Annotated in this window: 18 protein-coding genes; 9 read left to right on the top strand and 9 right to left on the bottom strand. The window is 55.8% G+C overall.

Annotated features, from left to right (window positions below; all coding sequences use genetic code 11):
- Positions 1-13: 13 nt before the first annotated feature.
- Together ACLCGK_RS22245 and ACLCGK_RS22240 are read right to left on the bottom strand one after the other, a co-directional pair.
- Positions 14-967 (bottom strand): LysR family transcriptional regulator, encoded by a 954-nt coding sequence (locus tag ACLCGK_RS22245; RefSeq protein WP_410952937.1) that lies wholly within the window; start codon positions 965-967, stop codon positions 14-16.
- 188 nt (positions 968-1,155) lie between these two features.
- A complete protein-coding gene (locus ACLCGK_RS22240) occupies positions 1,156-2,517 on the bottom strand; it encodes an MFS transporter (protein WP_410952936.1) in 1,362 nt (453 codons plus the stop codon).
- Positions 2,518-2,625: 108 nt separating this feature from the next.
- Here ACLCGK_RS22240 and ACLCGK_RS22235 point away from each other — a divergent pair, with 108 nt between their 5' ends.
- The 4 genes from ACLCGK_RS22235 (at position 2,626) to ACLCGK_RS22220 (ending at position 5,989) form a co-directional block, all read left to right on the top strand.
- Positions 2,626-3,522: a LysR family transcriptional regulator gene (locus ACLCGK_RS22235; protein WP_410952935.1), complete on the top strand. Its 897-nt coding sequence runs from the start codon at positions 2,626-2,628 to the stop codon at positions 3,520-3,522.
- Between the two features lie 125 nt (positions 3,523-3,647).
- Positions 3,648-4,601, top strand: coding sequence for an alpha/beta fold hydrolase (locus ACLCGK_RS22230; protein ID WP_410952934.1), 954 nt, complete (start codon positions 3,648-3,650; stop codon positions 4,599-4,601).
- Positions 4,602-4,624: 23 nt separating this feature from the next.
- The gene (locus tag ACLCGK_RS22225; protein ID WP_410952933.1) at positions 4,625-5,359 is read left to right on the top strand and encodes a pirin family protein; all 735 of its coding nucleotides are present in this window, start codon (positions 4,625-4,627) and stop codon (positions 5,357-5,359) included.
- 24 nt (positions 5,360-5,383) lie between these two features.
- On the top strand, positions 5,384-5,989 hold the full coding sequence (locus ACLCGK_RS22220; protein WP_371059055.1) for an isochorismatase family protein: 606 nt from the start codon (positions 5,384-5,386) through the stop codon (positions 5,987-5,989).
- An 86-nt stretch (positions 5,990-6,075) separates the two neighbouring features.
- Here ACLCGK_RS22220 and ACLCGK_RS22215 read toward each other — a convergent pair whose 3' ends face one another.
- On the bottom strand, positions 6,076-7,377 hold the full coding sequence (locus ACLCGK_RS22215) for an NAD(P)/FAD-dependent oxidoreductase (RefSeq protein WP_410952989.1): 1,302 nt from the start codon (positions 7,375-7,377) through the stop codon (positions 6,076-6,078).
- Between the two features lie 328 nt (positions 7,378-7,705).
- Between ACLCGK_RS22215 and ACLCGK_RS22210 the strand changes: the two genes are divergently transcribed.
- Positions 7,706-8,470, top strand: coding sequence for an SDR family NAD(P)-dependent oxidoreductase (locus ACLCGK_RS22210; RefSeq protein WP_410952932.1), 765 nt, complete (start codon positions 7,706-7,708; stop codon positions 8,468-8,470).
- A 209-nt stretch (positions 8,471-8,679) separates the two neighbouring features.
- Positions 8,680-9,450 (top strand): IclR family transcriptional regulator, encoded by a 771-nt coding sequence (locus ACLCGK_RS22205; protein WP_410952931.1) that lies wholly within the window; start codon positions 8,680-8,682, stop codon positions 9,448-9,450.
- A 5-nt stretch (positions 9,451-9,455) separates the two neighbouring features.
- On the opposite strand, the gene ACLCGK_RS22200 is transcribed toward ACLCGK_RS22205, so the two are convergent.
- The 4 genes from ACLCGK_RS22200 to ACLCGK_RS22185 form a co-directional block, all read right to left on the bottom strand.
- A complete protein-coding gene (locus ACLCGK_RS22200; RefSeq protein WP_371059052.1) occupies positions 9,456-9,767 on the bottom strand; it encodes a LysR family transcriptional regulator in 312 nt (103 codons plus the stop codon).
- A 119-nt stretch (positions 9,768-9,886) separates the two neighbouring features.
- Positions 9,887-11,299, bottom strand: coding sequence for an efflux transporter outer membrane subunit (locus tag ACLCGK_RS22195; protein WP_410952930.1), 1,413 nt, complete (start codon positions 11,297-11,299; stop codon positions 9,887-9,889).
- A complete protein-coding gene (gene srpB, locus ACLCGK_RS22190; RefSeq protein ID WP_410952929.1) occupies positions 11,289-14,438 on the bottom strand; it encodes a solvent efflux RND transporter permease subunit SrpB in 3,150 nt (1,049 codons plus the stop codon). The genes ACLCGK_RS22195 and srpB overlap by 11 nt, the downstream gene beginning before the upstream one ends.
- Positions 14,439-14,449: 11 nt before the next feature.
- Complete coding sequence (locus ACLCGK_RS22185) at positions 14,450-15,598, bottom strand: efflux RND transporter periplasmic adaptor subunit (RefSeq protein ID WP_410952928.1); 1,149 nt, start codon at positions 15,596-15,598, stop codon at positions 14,450-14,452.
- 244 nt (positions 15,599-15,842) lie between these two features.
- Here ACLCGK_RS22185 and ACLCGK_RS22180 point away from each other — a divergent pair, with 244 nt between their 5' ends.
- Positions 15,843-16,523, top strand: a complete 681-nt coding sequence (locus tag ACLCGK_RS22180; protein WP_410952927.1) for a TetR family transcriptional regulator — start codon at positions 15,843-15,845, stop codon at positions 16,521-16,523.
- Positions 16,524-16,636: 113 nt separating this feature from the next.
- On the opposite strand, the gene ACLCGK_RS22175 is transcribed toward ACLCGK_RS22180, so the two are convergent.
- Positions 16,637-17,557 (bottom strand): LysR family transcriptional regulator, encoded by a 921-nt coding sequence (locus tag ACLCGK_RS22175; RefSeq protein ID WP_410952926.1) that lies wholly within the window; start codon positions 17,555-17,557, stop codon positions 16,637-16,639.
- 16 nt (positions 17,558-17,573) lie between these two features.
- On the bottom strand, positions 17,574-18,446 hold the full coding sequence (locus tag ACLCGK_RS22170; RefSeq protein ID WP_410952925.1) for a LysR family transcriptional regulator: 873 nt from the start codon (positions 18,444-18,446) through the stop codon (positions 17,574-17,576).
- Between the two features lie 147 nt (positions 18,447-18,593).
- Here ACLCGK_RS22170 and ACLCGK_RS22165 point away from each other — a divergent pair, with 147 nt between their 5' ends.
- Positions 18,594-19,715: a muconate cycloisomerase family protein gene (locus ACLCGK_RS22165; RefSeq protein ID WP_410952924.1), complete on the top strand. Its 1,122-nt coding sequence runs from the start codon at positions 18,594-18,596 to the stop codon at positions 19,713-19,715.
- A gap of 23 nt (positions 19,716-19,738) precedes the next feature.
- Positions 19,739-20,029: a muconolactone Delta-isomerase gene (gene catC, locus ACLCGK_RS22160; protein ID WP_014756783.1), complete on the top strand. Its 291-nt coding sequence runs from the start codon at positions 19,739-19,741 to the stop codon at positions 20,027-20,029.
- The last annotated feature ends 6 nt before the right edge of the window (positions 20,030-20,035 follow it).

Here is a 20,035-nt window from a genome sequence, read left to right as displayed (position 1 = left end):
GCTGCCCTACAGCTTACGAGGACTTGGCCTGGTCGCTGTGCGGGCTCGAAGGAGAGTCATCGGCTGTAAAGATGTGGGGCAGATGCAGGCTCAGGTAGTCGATCAGGCTACGGACAGAGGGCAGCATCCCTTTGGGCTTGGGATAGAGCAAATGGATGATGTGGGTTGCACCGGTCCAGGACGGAATGACCTCCAGATCCTTTGATTTGACGGATGCCGCAGCAATGGGTTCGGGCAGCAGAGCTACTCCGATGCCATTGATCGCAGCTTCCAGCTGCATGCGCAGGTCGTCAGTGATCAACCGTGGTTGATGGCTTATCAGAACATCTTCACCCTCGTCACTTTGCAACAGCCATCGTCCAACGCCATCGTGTATGTCACCTGGGCGGGAGAGCGTCTCCAAGCCGGACAGGGCGTGTGCAGTTGCGGGCCGCCCCACACGATCAAGGTAGCGAGGGCTTGCGACCAGAATTTTCCTGGAGGTACCCAGGCTTTTCGCAACCAGGCCTGCGGTTTCCTCAATTTTTGCACGTGATCGTAGCGCCAGATCGAAGCGCTCTTCGAACAAGTCGACCTCACGGTCCACCGCGCTCATCTCCAGACGAACCTTGGGATACTTTTCCATATAACCTGGCAGCAGGGGGGCCAGGTAGGTCTGCGCCATCACTTGCGGGCAGCTCAGCCTCACCAGCCCGACGGGTTCACGCCGCAGGTGCTCGACACTTTCATAGGCAGTGTGTGCTCCCTCAACGACAGGTTGGCTGAGGGCATAAAAATGGTGACCTGCCTCGGTCAGCGAGACCTGACGGGTCGTCCGGTGCAGCAGGCGTGCGCCCATTCGTAATTCCAGGTGGGCCACATGCCGGCTGAGAAGCGTTTTTTCGATCCCGGTTGCTCGAGACGCCGCAGAAAAGCCGCCGTGCTTGACCACCAGCACGAAGTAATACAAGTCGTTCAGATCTTTCATGCGTCACCTTTTCCTGCAATCGGACGCCCCGTTAGGGGGAATAGCCCATCGCTGGAGTGAGAGGAGTCGTGGCGCCTGTAACGGCTACGCGGACTGATGCACTAATGATCAATCACGTAAGAAAGGGGATAAAGGCGTCTGGGTTGAAATGACTGTTCCATCAGTGGAGCAGTCATGGCCCTGGTGGCTCACAGAGCGTCGGTATGAGCCGTCACTGTGGAAGCGCCTGGATCGCGTTTGCGCGTATCTAACCAATACAGGGTGCAGAGCGTGATTGCAGCCGCCGCCACTGGAACAGCCAGGCATTGGAAGAATGCCTGGGCGTTGCCAGCTGTGGCGATGACCCACGCGCCCATCATGGAGCCCACAATCGAACCGGAACGGCCTACCGCCATTGCCCAACTGACGCCAGTGACGCGGGCGCTGGTGGGGTACAACGTTGCTGCCACGAGATTCAGGCCATTCTGTGCACCGGCGATACCAAAGCCAATGACAAACACCATGGCGGCCAACTGATAAGCATCCCCCATCATGTAGCCAGTAATCGCAACGACCACTGCTGTCACCGAATACGCAACTGCTAGCACTGGGTAAGGCCCTGTACGGTCCATCAGCAAGGCCATGAGGAGGGCGCCAGCTGTTCCGCCCAGGGGCACCATGGCACCGATGCGGGATGCATGAGCAATATCGTAACCAGCATCTTTGAGCAGCGTTGGCAGCCAACTGCTCAGGAGGTAGAAGACAAACAGTGAGCAGAAAAACGAGAACCACAGCAGCAGCGTGCGAATGAGGCGGCCCTCGATGAAAAGATGTTTGACCGGCGATTTTGCCTGGTACTGATCATGGTCACCGGTGATCGTGATCCCGCTCCAGCTAGTGCGAGTGATCCGCTCAACCACTTTGCGCAGGCGCTCTGCATGCTTGGCTGATGAGGCCATGAACTGAACAGATTCTGGCATCAGCCACGCCAGCAGCGGTAATAGCAGCAAGGGTAAAACACCGCCAAGGATCAACACTGAACGCCAGCCATAGGCAGGTATCAGGTCGGCAGCCAGCACGCCGCCCAAAGCGAGCCCAGCAGTGAAGCCACTCCAACTCAATGTCACGAGGATCATTCGGCGTCGCTTTGGTGAATATTCAGCACTCAAGGCTATGCAGGTGGGCATCGCTCCGCCTAAGCCGACGCCTGTGACGAAACGCAAAATTGTCAACGATTCGATGGTTTGGGTGTATGCGCTGGCGAGTGTGGCCAGCCCGAATACCAGAATGGAAATCAGCAAAACACGCTTACGTCCGACGGCATCAGCTACAGGGCCCAACATCAAGCTGCCGACCATGAGCCCGAACAGTCCGGCGCCGAAGACGGGTGACAACTGGCTGGCTTGCAACCCCCATTCTTCGCGCAGAGAAGGCGCGATATAGCCAATGGCTGCGGTGTCAAAACCATCGATCAGCACAATGATGAAGCACAAGCACAGGATTGCGATCTGGTAGGGCGAAATCTTGGCACGATCGATGATTTCGCCAATTCGGATGGGCGTAGCTTTCATAGGGACGATCCGTATTTTTATTTTTTTGTGTAGACGGGATCGTCGCTAAGCGTTTTAAATAAAGGAAGCTAATTCTATTTATGTAAGCTATCCGCTTTGGTTATACCCATGCGAACCGATCTTAACCTGCTGCGCGTTTTACTGGCCGTATACGAAACTGGCAACGTAACAACAGCCGCCAAGCGTCTTGGCATGAGTCAGCCGGCGGCAAGCGCTGCGCTGGCCCGATTGCGTCATTCCTTGGGTGACCCACTGTTCATTCGCTCCGGCAATGCGATGGAGGCCACCCCCCGTGCTCAAGGCATCATTGAACACACACGTGAAGTCATCGAGATCATTGATCGTGACATCCTCAGCGGCCCCAGCTTCGACCCGGCTACCAGCGAACAGGAGTTCGTTTTCTGCCTGAGTGAGGTAGGGGAGGTAGTGTTTCTGCCGGCCTTGTTCCAGAGCCTGCGAAAGCTTGCACCCAATGCCCGAATCCGCACCATCAGCCTCGCCCCCGATGAGCTTGTGGAAAGTCTTCATGAAGGGCGGGTGGACGCATTGTTGGGCTATTTTCCCGATTTGATTACGCCGAACATTTACCAGCAGCGGCTGTTTTCACACGACTTGGTCTGCCTGGTACGACTCGACCATCCCTTGGTGGGCGAACACCTGACGCTTGATACCTTCAGCAAGTTGGAACATCTGCAGGTTCGAGACGGCAGTCGTCGCCAGGAGATGTACGAAGCCCACTTGGGTAAGAGCGGCGTTCATCGCAATATTGTGCTGCAGACATCTCATTACATGAGTGTTCCCTCGATCATCGAGCAATCGGACCTGATCGTCGTGCTACCACGCACCGTAGCCAACATGTACATTCATCACCCAAATGTACGTACGGTAGAGCCGCCACTGGCGATTCCCCGGTACGACCTCAAGCAGTATTGGCATGCCCGCTATCACGAGTCACCACGCAGTGTGTGGTTGCGGCGATTGATCTCGACGGTGTTCAGCGAGTGATGAGTCACGCTAGGCCGTCGACAGCGACTGGTGCATAGTCGCAACAGCCTTTGGTGTTTTCGCCCCTAGTCATCCCTGCGGTTCACTTCTAACGTCATTCGATTAAATGACTCGGATGAATTCGGATGTTGCAAACGGAACACCTCAAGAAACTGTCGGGACTTGGATCCGTACACGATGCCCCAGGCTTGTCTGAGGGTTTTACCAAGGTATTTGAAAGCTATCAGGTGCCTGCCAACGGTGTGGACTTACACGTCGTCATAGGCGGCAAAGGCAAGCCATTGCTGTTGCTGGGAGGTTGGCCACAGAGCTGGTTTGCCTGGCGGTATCTCATGCTGCCCTTGGCTCACCACTACACCGTGATCGCCGTCGATCCTCGTGGTGTCGGGCTTTCAGAAAAACCGTCGATGGGATATGACTCCATAACCCTTGCCCAAGACATGTTTGGGCTCATGGATGCCTTGGGTTACGCCTCTTTCGCCATGGCAGGCCACGATATCGGCATGTGGACAGGCTATGCCATGGCCCACGACCAACCTGGGCGTATAGAGCGCATTGCTTTGGGTGAGGCACTAATCCCAGGGATTTCACCTTCACCACCGCTACTGCCCGACCAACGATGGCTAAGCGACTTCCTTTGGCACTTCAATTTCAATCGGGCTCACAGCGTCAACGAGTTGCTGGTCAGAGGGCGTGAGGAGATCTATTTCGGGCATCAGTTCGCTACCAAGGCCGGTTCGCCCGACGCCGTGCCCCGTTACGCCGTTGACCATTACATCGCACTGCTCAAGCGTGATCCAGAAGCGCTGCGAGCAAGCTTTGATTATTACCGTGCCATTGATCAGTCGATCCCGCAAAACCGCAAGCGCATGGCAACGCGATTGACTCTGCCGGTGCTTGCGTTTTCCGGCGCACTTGCCTGCGGCGACAGTGTTGAGGCAGAGCTCCGTACAGTGGCGTCCAATGTCGAATCCGTCGTCATTCCGGAGTGTGGTCATTACCCAGCAGAGGAGCAACCGGAGGCACTGCTTGGCGCGTTGCAGCGCTTTTTCGCACCCTATGCTGAAGCTCATGCCTGAGACCCGATCCAGAGGTTGCTCACATGTCTAAAGTCATTGTCCCAGTTCAGCGCGCCAAGGTTGGTGCTCACTTCCATGGGTACGGGCTGCGAACAGATCAGCATCTGATCTCACCTTTCATCGGGGTTGATCATTACTGGATGACCGCACCCACTTTTGCTCCGCACCATCACGCCGGTATTTCTGCACTCTCATACCTGCTTGGCGATTCCGAAACGGGGATGGCAAACAGGGATTCCATCGGTACACAAAACATTATCAGCCCCGGCGGGCTGCATTGGACTACAGCCGGGCGCGGTGTGACCCATGAGGAAGTACCGGCACAATCCGGAAAAACGGTCCATGGTTTACAAATTTTCGTAGCCCTTGCGCAGTCGAAGCAAGGCATTGCCCCTTTCCCGTTGATACTCGAATCACAGGCTGTTCCAGTGGTGAACAAGCCGGGGGCGATTATCAGGGTACCGTTAGGGCAATACGATGGCGTGCGCTCTCCACTGGATCCTCCTACCGAAGTAACGATGCTCGACATCAACCTCGACGCAGGCGCTGAGTTATGCGTGCCCGTGACTGAGGGGCATTGCATGTTCGTGTTGCCGATAACCGGTACGGTGGAAATCGATGGACAGCTCTTCGACCGTGAGGACCTCAAGGTCCCGGTTTTCAAGGCACAAGATAAGCCCCTGCCGGTCATATTCAAGGCGCCGCACGGTAGGGCCCAGGCCGTGCTTTTCAGTGGCCCTCCGCTACCCTTTGTTTGACCCCACCCAACGAGGATCTGATCTATGGCTGTCGTACGATTTACCGCAGATAACGCCGCATTGCTGCTCATCGATCATCAGGTCGGTACGATGCAACTGATCAAGAACATAGACAGTGATCTTGCCGCCAAACAATCGATCGCATTGGCAAAAATGGCGAAAATTCTCAATATGCCGGTCGTCATCACTTCCAGTCAGGAAGATCAGGCTCAGGGCCCGATACTGCCGGAAATCGCTCAGGTGCTACCAGATGCGTACGCGGCGAGGGTCAAACGTCCAGGCGTGGTCAATGCCTGGGAATATTCCGACTTTCACAAGGCGGTATTGGCCACTGGGCGCAAGAACCTGATCATGGCAGGCGTAACCACTGATGTCTGTCTCATCTTCCCAGCGATCGATGCTGCGCAAGAAGGCTTTGCAGTGCAAGCGGTGATGGATGCGTCAGGATCGCCAAGCCTGCTATCTGAGGAATTCGCCAGGCAGAGAATGCATGATGCTGGGGTTGTACTCACCGCTACCAATACGTTGATGGCAGAAATCGGCAAAGATTGGTCAACACCAATCGGACAACAGTTGATTGGCCTGTTGTTCAGTGATGTGTTCCCTGCATTGGGAGCTGGTATCCAGTAAGCGTCCAGCGCCGGAGTATTTGGAGGCATCAAGATGATGCCTCCAAATCAAACAGGCCCTCTCACAATGGGCGGACGGCGCCCCTGTCAATGAAGTTTGAGACGTGTCCGAGTTGAACGGGCCAGGCGTTCACTCAAGATTCTTAGTGCCGTGCGCGTCCATCCAAATAGAGCCACCTGGTGCAATCTGTAAAGGGATGAATAGATCCAGCGGGCGAGCCGTCCCTCCACATTCATGTTACGCAGAACAGAGCCCATAAGATGGCCTACCGCCGTGAAGTGGGACAAAGAAACCAGTGAACCGTGATCCTTATGACGGTAGGCGAGGGGGGGAGCACCGCGAACTTGCTCAGTAAAGCTCTTCACCAACAACGAGGCTTGTTGATGGGCTGATTGAGCTCGAGGCGGGACATTGCCCAAGTTCTCGCCTAGAGAACACGCTGCACAGTCGCCTATGGCGTATATCGAGTCATCCATTGTCGTTTGCAAGGTCGGCCGCACCACCAACTGGTTGGACCGATTGCACTCCAAGCCCCCGATATTTTGTAAAACTTCGGGTCCACGCACCCCAGCTGCCCACACCATGAGGTCCGCTGCAATCAGAGCACCGGTGTGGGTTGCCAAACCTCCAGCGCTCACTTGCGAAACCTTGGTATTCACCATGACATCAACGTCGATCTTGCTCAGAGCATCATGCACGGATCGAGAGGTCCGCTCAGAGAGCGCAGGTAGAATTCTGCTACCTGCTTCAACAACGGTGATGCTCATCTGCTCAGGCGGGATTCCACTCAGCCCATACGCCAAGAACTCAATTGCCGAGTTTCTCAGTTCCGCTGCGAGCTCTACACCTGTGGCCCCAGCGCCCACGATGACCACTGATATCTTCTGCGGGCGGGCACAGGGTGCCGCAGCATGCGCGCGCAGGTACAAATTTAGTAGGTGGCGATGGAAGCTTTCCGCTTGCGCAGTAGAGTCAAGAAAGTGGCAATGCTCGGCTGCCCCCGGCGTATTGAAATCATTGGTTCTACTACCGATGGCTACAACCAGCTGATCGTATCGAATGCTACGAGCAGGGATGAGGATGGTGTTCTGGTCATCAACGACTGCGTCCAGCTGGATGTTCTTCCTGCCCCGATCTATCCCTGTAAGGCGACCGAGCTGAAAGGCGAAATGGTTCCAGTTGGCCTGGGCTACATAGTTGACTTCGTGCTCGGAGGTATTCAACGACCCCGCCGCGACCTCATGCAGTAGCGGTTTCCAGACATGGGTGGGTTTGGCGTCAATCAGGGTCACCTTGACGTTTTTACTGCGACGGAATCGACGACCAAGACCCGTGGCCAGTTCCAGGCCACCTGCGCCGCCTCCAACGATAACGATATGCATGAAAATCATCTCTTGGCTGTGAACTATAAATCGATGATCGACCCGCTCAGCAGCGGCTGAGCCCGCTGTGCCAATGGATCATGACTAGGGTGGTGAGCCCGGCCGGCGTATTTGAACCGGCTGGCACCGCCCCTCTGCGCTACTCGCTTCAAAGGGCTGCAAGGATGAACTGCTTCCGCTCAGGGACAGATATCAGCGCTTGCTTCCCCTAGATCGTCAGATGGTACACTATTCCACATCGCGATACATGTCGCGATGTGCGACCCAGCGCTGACGTACCTGTACTGCGCCTATGCGGTCGCACTTTTCTCCTTTCGAGACAGAGGAAAATCTGATGGCTAATCGGTTGCAGGATAAAGTCTGCGTAATCACAGGCACAGGCGGCGCAATGGGCCGCGCAGCGGCGTTGTTGTTCGCGAAGGAGGGAGCAAAGGTCGTAGGTTGTGACCTCTACCCTGAATCTGCGAATGAGACGGTAGAACTGGTCAAGGCTGCAGGGGGGGAGATGGTTTCATTGAATCACTGCGATTTGACCCAGCCTGATATGTGCAAGCAGCTTGTGGATCTGGCGGTTGCGACCTATGGCCGGATCGATGTGCTTTTCAACAACGCTGCCATGGCTTACTTCGGCTGGGTTGATGAAATCTCGGATGAAGATTGGCACAAGACCATCGATCAGGAACTCAACCTGGTGTTTCACTTGGTGCGAGCCGCCTGGCCTGAGTTGATCAAACGTCCAGGGGCTTCGATCGTCAACACCGCTTCGGTCTCTGCGTGGTCAACCTACCGCATGCTGCCCGGCGTGGCCCACTCCGCGGCAAAAGGGGCGATCTTGTCGATGACGCGTCAACTCGCCATGGAAGGAAGGCTCCACGGTCTGCGGGCTAATAGCGTTTCTCCCGGCCTGATTGAGTCCAAGCAGACCATCCCGCTTCTGCAAGACCCTGAGTGGAACCAAGCCATGGTGGGTAAAGTTATGCTGGGACGGATGGGTAAACCGGAGGAAGTTGCAGCTACCGCCCTGTTCCTGGCATCTGACGAGAGTTCGTTCATCACCGGCGCCGACATTCGCGTTGATGGCGGTACCACTGCTTGGTAACGCAATCTTAGGCTTGACGCTGTAGCTCAGCATTTAGCCGGTGCGGTCTGAAGCAGCGTACTCAGACCGCTACCCAATCAGCATTCCATGGTTCCTGCAGTGCCTGTAGCAAAGCGGGCGGGACGAAAAACTGGCTTGATTGGCAAAGGCTCTTTAGAGTGGCGCGCAGACAGTGCCACCTTGACCCAGGTGGTCATGAGGAGATTTTGATGGCAAAAGACATGGACACCGGTGAGTCCAATAAAGTTACCGGCATTCAAGTCATAGCCCGCGCAGGTGAAATCATGCGGGCGCTTGGAAACAACCCTGAGGGTTTGAGCCTCTCTGCGATTGCTCAAGAAGTGAACCTGCCACGCTCAACGGTTCAGCGGATCATCAACGCGTTGGTTGGCCAATACCTTGTCGAACCATTAGGGCCTGCGGGGGGCTATCACCTGGGGCCTGCGTTTGGCCAGTTGGTAAGCCGAACTCAAACAGACATCATTTCCGCTGTCAAAGGCCATCTCTCTACGCTCTGTGAACAGGTTAACGAGTCGGTTTGCCTGGCCTCGATCAACGATGGCAAGACCTATGTGATTGATCGCATGGTGGCCGAGCGCGAATTGCGCGTAGTTTTTCCAATTGGCATCAGTGCGCCTGCATACGCGACTGCCAGCGGCAAATGCCTATTGGCGAACATGACTGAGGAGCAAATGAAAAAACAGCTCCCGAGTACCTTTAGCCGTTTTACTGACGAAACCGTGAGTCGACCCACTCTGCTTGAACAACTGAAGGAAATTCGTCAATCGGGTATTGGCTACGATGCTGGCGAATACCTAGAGGGCATGAGCTCTCTCGCCGTGGTGGTCGAAACCTACATGGGGCCGTTTGCAATCGCTATTGTCGCCCCCGGGGCAAGGCTGATAAAGCGCGTCGATGAATTTAAGCGTGCTTTGCTGAGCACGAAAGAGAATGTCGAGAAAGCCATCGGTCGTCGCTGATTGCTTTAGGGCAATGGGCTGTCCAGGTTTCCGCGCTGCCCTGATAGCGCCACGATCACCTGCTGCAGGCATGCGAAGCCAGGTGTCAGCATTTGCGCCAGGTGTTCCGCCTTCTGGGTGGGACGCCAACGGTCCTTTCTTGAAAAAAGCTCATCATCGAAACGCTCTCTCAATTTAGCCAAAATGTTACTCACCGCAGGTTGCTTGACGCCTAGACAAGCAGCTGCGCGACTTACGCTGCCTTCTCGGTGCACCACCAAAAACGTGATCAGGTGCTGGATGTCCGCGCCCAAGAGTACTTTTTCGTCGATTTGCATTGATAGACCTCCAAACCTGCACACTGCGCAATCGGCCGTTCGATAAGCTTCCCTCCACCGACGCATCCTGGACACGGCAGAGGAAAGCTATCGTTTCAAGTTATGACTATTTCGGTTGCTCAGGCTGACGGAGATGTCCAGCCGCCGCCCAGGGCTTTGAAGAGCTGCACTTCGCTGGTGATCTGCTCAAGCTGGTCATTGAGCAACTGCTGCTGCGCAGCGAAGAGCTCCCGTTGCGCATCCAGGACGGTCAGGTAACTGTCCACACCCTGATCGTAGCGTTGCTGTGCCAGCTGGAAGTACGCCTGGTAGTTGCCTACCAGTTGTTGTTGCGCGTTGACCTGTTCGCCGTACGTTCCGCGGGCAGCCAAACCATCAGCCACTTCGCGGAAAGCGGTTTGGATACTTTTTTCGTAGCGTGCGATGCTGACGTCCTTTTGTATTTCCGCGTAGTTCAAGCTGGCCCTGAGCTGCCCAGCGTTGAAGATCGGCACACTGATCTGCGGCACAAAGCTCCAACTCTCCGAGCCACTCTTGAACAGACCATCCAAGTCACTGCTTGAGGTGCCGGCCGTGGCGGTCAGGCTGATCCGCGGGAAGAAAGCCGCACGAGCTGCGCCAATGTTGGCGTTGGCCGCTAGTAGTTGATGTTCGGCTGCGCGTATGTCCGGGCGTTGGAGCAAAAGGTCAGCGGGCAGGCCTGTCGGTACCTGAGCGATGACGCTCATGGTCAATGGCGCGGCTTCGGGCAAGTTCGTTGGCAACTGGCTGCCCAACAGCAGTTGCAGGGCGTTCACGTCTTCGGCAATGCGGCGAGTGTACAGCGCCTTTTTGGCGGTCGCCTGATTGACCAAGGTGCGGGCCTGACGCACATCCAGCTCCGAGGCTGTACCTGCACCAGCTGTCGCTTCAATCATGGACAGGCTTTCGATGTAGCTGGCCAGGCTTGCCTCAGTTAACTGCAGCAAGGCTTGGTCGGTACGCCACAGAAAGTAAGTGGTTGCGACATCGCCAACCAGGGTGATATGAACACTGCGCTGCGCCTCTTCGGTCGCTAGATACTGCTCCAATGCTTGAGTCGACAAGCTCGCTATCCGACCGAAAAGATCGAGCTCGTATGCAGTCGAGAGACCAACCTGATACTGGCTTTCGATACCCGATTCGCCAGTGGAGGACAGATCATCAGGCAGGCGTCGGCGGTCACCGGAACCGGCGAGGTCTACCGAGGGGAACCGCTCTGCTCGCTGAATCCGGTAGAGGGCTCGGTAAGCTTCCACATTCTTCGCCGCGATCTTGAGATCGCGGTTGTTGTCCAGCGCAGTTCCAAGCAGGCGAATCAACGCAGGATCGTTGAAGAAATGCTCAACCGCCGGCAGTTTCGTACGCTGGCTTTGAGCCGAGGAGGGGCTGCGGTAGGCGTTGCCCTGCGGCCAGTTTGCGTCAATGGGAGGGGCGGGGCGCTGATAATCGGGTATCAGGCTGCAACCGCTGAGCACAAGCCCTAGAACAACAGGCAGTGTCTTAAGCTTCATACTGGTCTCCTTTCACCGCGCTCGGGTTGCGTTTTTTCATGCCCTCGAACAACTTGATCACCACCACGAAGAACATGGGTACGAAGAACACCGCAAGGAGTGTGGCCGTGATCATCCCGCCCACGACGCCGGTCGCGATGGAGTGTTGGCTACCAGAACCTGCGCCTGAGGAAATAGCCATGGGCAACACACCAAATGTGAATGCCAGGGAAGTCATCAGAATGGGCCGCAACCTGAGTTTCGAGGCTTCAATGGCGGCTTTCACGAGCGGATAGCCTTGCTTCTCATAAAGTTCTTTGGCGAACTCCACGATCAGGATCGCGTTCTTGGCGGACAAGCCAACGGTGGTCATGAGGCCGATCTGGAAATACACATCTGCGGTCAGGTCCCTGGCCAGGGTCGCCACTACAGCACCCAGGATACCCAGTGGTACCACGAGCATGACCGATACGGGGACTGACCAGCTTTCGTATAGAGCGGCAAGGCACAGGAACACCATCATTACGGTCAATGCATAGAGCATCGGCGCCTGGTTGCCTGTCTGAATTTCCTCGTAAGACAATCCGGTGTAGCTCAAGCCAATACCGTTAGGAAGCTGCTGCATGATCTCGGCAATAGCAAGCATGGCGTCACCAGTGCTGTAACCCGGTGCCGGCTCCCCTAGAATATTCACTGCAGAAATACCACCGTAACGTTCCAGTTTTGGTGACCCGTGAACCCACTCACCTTTGGCAAAGGCCGAGAAGGGCACCATCTGGTTCAGGCTGTTACGTACGTACCATTTATCGAAGTCTTCTGGCGAAATGCGTGAGGAGTCTTCGCCTTGTATATAAACGCGCTTGACACGGCCGCGATCGATGAAATCGTTTACGTACATCGAGCCCCAGGCTGCAGACATCGTTTCATTGATCGACGCGATGCTCACCTGCAGTGCTCGAGCTTTCTCATCATCAATATTTACCTGGAATTGTGGCTCGTCATCTTTGCCATTGGGGCGGACTGCGCGAAGCGCGGGGTGCTGGTTGGCCAACTGCAGGAATTGATCACGTGCGGTCATTAGTGCTTCGTGACCCAAGCCGAGATTGTCCTGTAGATAAAGGTTGAAGCCCATCGCATTGCCCATCTCCAGGATTGATGGTGGAACAAATGCCATAACATTTGCATCCTTGATGCCGGCGAAATGCTGGTTAGCGCGTTGAGCGATACTGAACACATCATGGCCAGCCTTGTGACGTGCAGACCAATCCTTGAGCGTAATCAACGCCAAGCCAGAGTTCTGGCCCCTTCCTGCAAAGTTGAAACCGTTGACCGTCAGAACGTGCTGGACCGATCCACCTTCCTCGTTGAGCAGGTAGTTGCGTACTTCATCAAGCACCGCTTCGGTTCGCTCAGCGGAGGCGTTCGCCGGCATACGAACTTCGACCATCATCAGACCCTGGTCTTCATTGGGCAGGAAGGCCTTCGGAATCTGCGTAAACAAATACCCGGTCCCCACTGTAATCAGGGTAAAGGCCAGGAGATATCGGCCACGATGCTTGAGCATCGCTCCTACACCACGCTCGAATCGCAGGGTGCCACGGTCGAACATGCGGTTGAACCAGGCGAAGAAGCCTTTCTTGACATGGTGGCCATCACCCTGCGGTGCTTTGAGGATGGTCACGCACAGGGCAGGGGTGAATATCATGGCGACAAGAATCGACAAGCCCATGCAGACAACGATGGTGATCGCGAACTGCTTGTAGATGATGCCTGCAGAGCCACCGAAGAAGGCCATAGGGATAAATACGGCGGAGAGCACCATGCCAATTCCCACCAACGCACCGGAGATCTGCCCCATTGACTTTCGTGTAGCATCCAGCGGTGATAAGCCTTCTTCGTGCATGAGACGTTCGACGTTCTCAACAACAACAATGGCATCATCGACCAACAAACCGATCGCAAGGACCATGGCATACATGGTTAACACGTTGATGCTGAGGCCGAAGTAAGGCAACAACGCAAAAGTCGCCAACAGCACCACTGGAACCGCCAGGGTCGGAATAAGGGTTGCCCGGAAACTTTGCAGGAACAGGTACATCACCAGAAATACCAGTACCACCGCCTCGAAAATCGTATGTACGACTGATTCGATCGAAGCGTTCACCACAGGTGTCGTGTCGTACGGGTAAACGACTTCGACACCCTCCGGCAGGTAAGCTTTCTGTTGTTCCATCAACGCCTTCACCGCATCCACGGTTTTCAGCAGATTACCGCCCGAAGACAAGCGCAGGGCCAGGCTCGCTGACGGAAGCTCTTTGTATTTAGCCGAAATTGCGAAGCTATCGGCGCCGAGTTCGGCACGGCCAAGATCCTTCACTCGAACCTGAGAGCCGTCCGGATTGACCTTCACGAGTATTTCGTCGAACTGTGCCGGGGTGGTCATGCGCGTTTTGCCGAGCACCGTGGCGTTGAGCTGTACGCCCGAGCGAGTTGGTAGCCCGCCCAATTGGCCGGATGAAACCTGGACGTTCTGCTCACGGATTGCCGTAGCGACATCCCCCGGCGTCAACTGATAGCTATTGAGCTTCGCTGGGTCGAGCCAGATTCGCATGGCGTACGGCGATCCGAACAGCTGAAAATCACCCACACCTGGAATACGGGAGATCGGATCCTGCAACTGGGAGGCGATCAGATTGCCGAGATCGAAGTCATCCATTTTGCCCGAACGATCAACAAGACTGAGTACCAGGAAGAAGTTCATCTGGTACTTAACGACACGAAGGCCCTGGCGCTGTACCTCTTCGGGAAGGCGCGGAGTAGCCAACTGCAGCTTGTTCTGCACCTGAACCTGGGCAATGTCTGGATCGGTACCTTGCTCAAAGGTGACGATGATTGTCATGCTGCCATCGGACGCACTTTCAGCGGACATGTAGCGGAAGCCGTCCATCCCGCTGAGTTGCTGTTCAATGACCTGAACAACCGTATCCTGAACGGTTTGAGCCGATGCGCCTGGATAGCTGACTTGAATGGAAACGGCGGGGGCCGCGATGTTTGGGTACTGGCTGATCGGCATCTTGATCAATGACAACGTACCGGCAAGCATCGCAACGATCGCCAGTACCCAGGCGAAAATCGGCCTTTCAATAAAGAAACGAGACATGGCAGGCCTCCTTAATTAGCCGAGGCTTGGGTTTTGACGGCAAACTCAGCTGCCAGATTTACGTTTTTGGCTTCGACCGCGCTGACTGTTATGCCGCTGCGAACCCGCTGCACACCCTCGGTAATGACCTTCTCGCCATCGCCAACCCCCTTGCCGATCAGCCATGCATTGCCAATCGTGCGGAGTGTTTCCACTTCTCGGAGTTCCACGCTGTTATCTGGATTTACCACCCACACAGTCGGGACACCTCGGGTATCTCGGTTAACAGCTTGCTGTGGAACCAGGATGGCGGCTTCTTGAACGCCTTCATTCAGCAGGGCATGTACAAACATGCCAGGAAGGAGCTTGCGACCGGGATTTGGAAATTCCGCGCGGAGCGTGACCGACCCCGTGGTGGGGTCAACGCTGACTTCCGAGAACTTGAGTACACCAGGAATCGGATAAGTACTACCATCATCGAGTGTCAGGCTGACCTGTGCCTGATTATTACCCGAGCTCTGCAAACGCCCCGACTCCAGTGCCTTTTGAAGGCCGAGCAACTTGGTAATGGGCTGATTGACATCGACGTAAATTGGGTCGAGCTGCGTGACGGTTGCCAAAGACTGAGCCTGGCCATTGGTGACGAGTGCACCTTCAGTCACTGTTGAACGCCCAATTCGGCCTGCAATAGGCGACAGCACCTTTGAGTACTGAACGTTGATTTTCGCTACTTGGTAATCGGCTTCAGCTTGCTTGGATGCCGCCAAGGCATCGTCGTATTGCTGCTGACTGACAGCTTTCGTCTTTAACAGCATTTCATAGCGGCGCGCGAGGTTTGCCGCTGTCGTGCGATTCGCATCCGCACGCTGCATCTGCGCCTGGTAGGTCCGAGGATCAATTTGGTAAAGCTGCTGGCCTCGTTTGACTTCGCTACCTTCCGTGAACAACCGATCCAAGAGAACGCCAGAAACCTGAGGGCGTACCTCTGCGATCCGATAGGCAGAGGTGCGCCCAGGCAAGTCGGTGGTGAGCGTTAGCGGTTGCGACCGCACGGTGTAAACACCGACTTGGGGCGCCGAGGGAGCGGTGGTAACCGCCTCATGCTGTCCGCATGCAGAAACCAGTAGCAACGTTGCCAGTGGTACAGCTTGAAAAGCTCGGGGGGGATAATTTTTTCTCACTTTGTGGGCTCCGTCGCTGCGCTTCGAGAATGAAGCAGGCCATGGTGATGAATCGTTATGCGGAACAGTGTATCATCCAGTGATACTGCAAGCGCAAGGCAAGCCTGATGACTTTCTGAGGATCCGATGTCAGATGGTCATTCGAAGCGCGCTGGAGAGGACTGCTGCGGTGGTATCAGCGGCGGCCGATTGCAAAGAAATATGAGCGGGCTGATTGTCACGGGATTTCCGGTACGGCCGAACAGTGCTGGAACTGCTGATTTCTGCTTTTAGCGCTCACTTAACCACCCCTGAGGATCGCTGGGTCAGCATGGCTAGGAAAACCTTGGAAGATGCTGCTAAAACGCGGCAAGACATAATCGATGCGGCTGTGAAAGTGTTTGCCTGTTACGGGATCTCCGAAGCCACCCTTGAGCAAGTTGCGAAAGCTGCAGGGGTGTCACGTGGCGCGGTGTATTGGTATTTCAAGGGCAAAAAAGACCTCGTGAAGACAATCCTGTCCGAGCTGGATCATCCCCTTGGTATAGAGCCGAGTACAGACGTGCGCCTTGATCTCGCATGGGAGAAAATGATCACTGCTCTGATCGACGCAATAAGTACGGATCAATCCCGGCGGCTTTCGAAAATCATGGTCAACAATGGTGCGTTGGTTACAGATGGCGCCAGAAAGGGCTTCGAAGATTCAGTCAAAAGCTTTGCTGAACACTTCAGCTGCGTGCTGGAGCAGGCGGTTGGCCGTGGTGAATTACCGACCGCATTGGACAGGGGCTTGGTCACTGAAATGTTCAGGGCGTGGGTTACAGGCCTGCTTTATGAAGGCGTTAACGACACGACTCAGAGTGTCAGAATGATCATTGCCACAATGCATTCCATTCGTTCGCTCATTAATGACCCTCCGGCGCATCTACTGAGATTGCGCCGGTGAGGATCAGAGGAGTCATCGCAGCAGGTTGGAGTATGAGTGCGTGATCGGTTGCAGGGAGAGGGTGCCGAACCGCCTCTACCCTGGGAGCAGTGCTGAGGAAGTCCGCGCGCTTACTATGGGGCCGTGGATGGATGATCCGAAAACAGTTCGAACATCAGCTGGCGCAGCCATCGATTCGCCGGATCCTTGTTGAAACGCTCATGCCAGAACAGGTTGATCTCGATATTTGGTAAATCAACCGGGGGTGGCAACATACAGAGGCCGAACGGTTCCTGACAGCTGATCGCGAAGCGTTCGGGTACTGTCGCGAGCAGGTCGGTGCACTGAAGAATGTGTCCCACCGCGACAAAATGCGGGACTTCAAGGCGAACATTGCGGACTACGCCAGCGCGAGCGTAGAAGGTGTCCACTTCACCATGCCCTGTGTTGGCAGCTACGACCTTTACGTGGCCATAACTGGAGAACGCTTCAACTGTCAGTGGTTGCAGCGTGGCAGGATGACCCGCACGGCAGAGGCATACGTAGCGGTGATGGAACAGCCTGCGCTGAAAAAAACCGGCTTGCAGATAGGGAAGCAGACCAACCGCCAGGTCGACAGTACCATTTTGCAGCCCCTCGGCCAGGGAGTCCGCAGTGTTTCTCAGTGTACTGATGGTGCATCCTGGGGCTCGCTCAGCCAAGGCATCCATCAAAGCGGGCATGAAATAGATTTCACCGATGTCGGTCATGGCCATGGTGAAGCGCCGGTTGCAGGTCAAAGGATCGAATGTATCCTGTCGGCCAAGCGCATCGCGCAGCGTTTGTATGGCATGTGATACCGGCTCAGCCAGATGCAACGCATATGGCGTCGGCGCCATGCCTTTGGAGGTCCGTACGAACAGTTCATCATTTAGCGCCGTGCGCAGGCGCTTGAGTGCGTTGCTCATTGCGGGCTGGGTCAATGCCAGATTTTCTGCCGCAGTCGAAACCTTGCGATCTATGAGCAATTGGTTGAACACCAGCAGCAGGTTCAGGTCCAGGTCGCGTAGCTCCATGATGCCGTTCCTTTTCCTAACCGTTGATTTTTGAAATGATGCCAAGGCAATGCAGGGTTATCGGACTGATGTCACCGACCCGGCGGCTGAGGATGATCGGAGAAACCGCTTCGCTGTCTTGCAATGGCGCGTAAGCCAGGTCGGCGCGGTGCTGTTGCTGCACAGACGCGGGCACGATCGTAATTCCCAAACCTGCTGCTACCAGGCCTAGCGCTGTTTGCAGTTCGTTGGCCCACTGGGAGACGTGAATGCCCATGCCATGGTTGGCGAACAGCGCCAGTACGTGGTCGGCATAGCTGGGCCGTGGGTTGGCTGGATAAAGTACGAAGCGTTCTTTAGATAGACGCTCCAGCGTTATCAGTTGGCCGAGCAGGTGATGTCCGACAGGCAGTGCAGCCACAAGACGATCCTCACGCAACACCTCCTGGTGGATCGCCGCGTCGTCAAAATGGATTCTGCCGAACCCAATGTGTATCCGGCCGCTCTTGAGGGCATCAATCTGCTGCAAGGTCGTCATTTCTTGAAGCCCCAGTTCAAGGTCAGGCGCGCGACGCAGTTCCCGTATCAGTTCAGGCAGGACGGCATAAAGCGTGGACGGCGCGAAGCCAATGCCTAGCCATTGCCGGTGCCCCTCACCGATGCGCCGGGTGTTTTCGCATACCTGCTCAAGCTGCTTGAGCAGCATCTCGCTTTGCTCATAGAAGAAGCGGCCGGCTTCGGTCAACTGCAGCGGTCGGCTGCGCTCCAATAATGCGGTGCCGAGTTGTTCTTCCAACTGCTGGATCTGGCGGCTCAAGGGGGGCTGGGCGATGTTCAGGCGTTCGGCTGCACGGGTGAAGTTCAACGTTTGCGCTACCGCCTGGAAGTAACGAATATGCCTGAGCTCCACGATACCTCCTGGGTATGTTGCGAGATTAAATCAATATTGGACTCAATGAATTCGATCGGTCGATTCTACGGTACACGAAACAAGATTTGATGGGTATTGATGAGTCGTTGTCGTGCCCACCCTTTAGCTTGCGAAATGGAACCTGAAATGACAACAGCCCGGATCGAGCGACTTGAGACGATCATTGTCGACCTGCCGACCATTCGCCCACACAAGCTGGCGATGCACACCATGCGCGGCCAAACCTTGGTCATTCTGCGCTTGCTGTGCAGCGATGGCATCGAGGGTATCGGTGAGGCCACCACCATCGGCGGGCTCGCCTATGGCAATGAGAGCCCGGAAAGCATTAAAAGCAACCTGGACAGCTACTTCGCGCCTTTGCTGGTCGGTCTGGACGCCGAGAACATCAATGCGGCGATGCAGCGTCTGGACAAAGCCATCAAGGGCAACACATTCGCCCGCTCGGCAGTAGAAACGGCGCTGCTCGATGCCCAAGGCAAGCGCCTGGGTCTGCCTGTCAGCGAGTTGCTGGGCGGGCGGGTGCGTGATGCCCTCGAAGTGGCTTGGACCCTTGCCAGTGGCGACACCGGCAAGGACATCGAAGAAGCCGAACGTATGCTCGAGCAACGTCGCCACCGCATCTTCAAACTCAAAATTGGTGCCAATACCCTGGAGCATGACCTTGCCCATGTGGTGGCCATCAAGAAAGCACTGAGCGATCGCGCCAGCGTACGTGTCGACGTCAACCAATACTGGAGCGAGTCTCAGGCCATCAAGGGCTGCCAGGTGCTGGGTGAAAACGGTATCGACTTGATCGAACAGCCGATTTCACGGATCAACCGAAGCGGGCAGGTGCGGCTCAATCAGCGCAGCCCCGCGCCCATCATGGCGGACGAGTCCATCGAAAGTGTCGAGGATGCTTTCAGCCTGGCGGCCGACGGCGCTGCCAGCATCTTCGCGCTGAAGATCGCCAAGAATGGCGGCCCTCGCGCCGTGCTGCGCACTGCCCAGATTGCCCAGGCAGCCGGCATTGCTCTGTATGGCGGGACAATGCTGGAAGGCGCAGTGGGCACCCTGGCATCGGCCCATGCGTTTATCACCCTGGATCAGCTGCAATGGCACACAGAGCTGTTCGGCCCGCTGCTCCTCACCGAGGAAATCGTGACCGAAGCGCCAGTGTACCGCGACTTCCAACTGCACGTTCCTGCCACGCCGGGCCTCGGGCTGACGCTCGATGAGGACCGCCTCGCCAGATTCCGCCGTACTTGAAACCTTTACAGGAGAATGGGCAAATGCTGTTTCACGTGAAGATGACTGTAAAGCTGCCAGTGGATATGGACCCGCAAGTGGCTGCCCGCTTGAAGGCTGACGAAAAAGAACTGGCCCAGCGCCTTCAGCGTGAGGGCAAATGGCGTCATCTGTGGCGCATCGCTGGCCACTACGCCAATTTCAGTGTGTTCGACGTCGACAGTGTCGAAGCGCTACACGACACCCTTATGCAATTGCCTCTGTTCCCCTACATGGACATCGAAGTGACCGGCCTGTGCCGCCATCCTTCGTCGATTCATGAGGATGATCGCTGAACCCCA

Source organism: Pseudomonas sp. S1(2024), from assembly GCF_046557535.1.
This window is presented reverse-complemented; position numbering and strand designations above follow the sequence as displayed.

Bases quoted from the DNA above. Each gene is read 5' to 3' on its own strand.
- ACLCGK_RS22245 (WP_410952937.1), bottom strand. From the start codon at position 967: ATGAAAGATCTGAACGACTTGTATTACTTCGTGCTGGTGGTCAAGCAC.
- ACLCGK_RS22240 (WP_410952936.1), bottom strand. From the start codon at position 2,517: ATGAAAGCTACGCCCATCCGAATTGGCGAAATCATCGATCGTGCCAAG.
- ACLCGK_RS22235 (WP_410952935.1), top strand. From the start codon at position 2,626: ATGCGAACCGATCTTAACCTGCTGCGCGTTTTACTGGCCGTATACGAA.
- ACLCGK_RS22230 (WP_410952934.1), top strand. From the start codon at position 3,648: ATGTTGCAAACGGAACACCTCAAGAAACTGTCGGGACTTGGATCCGTA.
- ACLCGK_RS22225 (WP_410952933.1), top strand. From the start codon at position 4,625: ATGTCTAAAGTCATTGTCCCAGTTCAGCGCGCCAAGGTTGGTGCTCAC.
- ACLCGK_RS22220 (WP_371059055.1), top strand. From the start codon at position 5,384: ATGGCTGTCGTACGATTTACCGCAGATAACGCCGCATTGCTGCTCATC.
- ACLCGK_RS22210 (WP_410952932.1), top strand. From the start codon at position 7,706: ATGGCTAATCGGTTGCAGGATAAAGTCTGCGTAATCACAGGCACAGGC.
- ACLCGK_RS22205 (WP_410952931.1), top strand. From the start codon at position 8,680: ATGGCAAAAGACATGGACACCGGTGAGTCCAATAAAGTTACCGGCATT.
- ACLCGK_RS22200 (WP_371059052.1), bottom strand. From the start codon at position 9,767: ATGCAAATCGACGAAAAAGTACTCTTGGGCGCGGACATCCAGCACCTG.
- ACLCGK_RS22195 (WP_410952930.1), bottom strand. From the start codon at position 11,299: ATGAAGCTTAAGACACTGCCTGTTGTTCTAGGGCTTGTGCTCAGCGGT.
- srpB (WP_410952929.1), bottom strand. From the start codon at position 14,438: ATGTCTCGTTTCTTTATTGAAAGGCCGATTTTCGCCTGGGTACTGGCG.
- ACLCGK_RS22175 (WP_410952926.1), bottom strand. From the start codon at position 17,557: ATGGAGCTACGCGACCTGGACCTGAACCTGCTGCTGGTGTTCAACCAA.
- ACLCGK_RS22165 (WP_410952924.1), top strand. From the start codon at position 18,594: ATGACAACAGCCCGGATCGAGCGACTTGAGACGATCATTGTCGACCTG.
- catC (WP_014756783.1), top strand. From the start codon at position 19,739: ATGCTGTTTCACGTGAAGATGACTGTAAAGCTGCCAGTGGATATGGAC.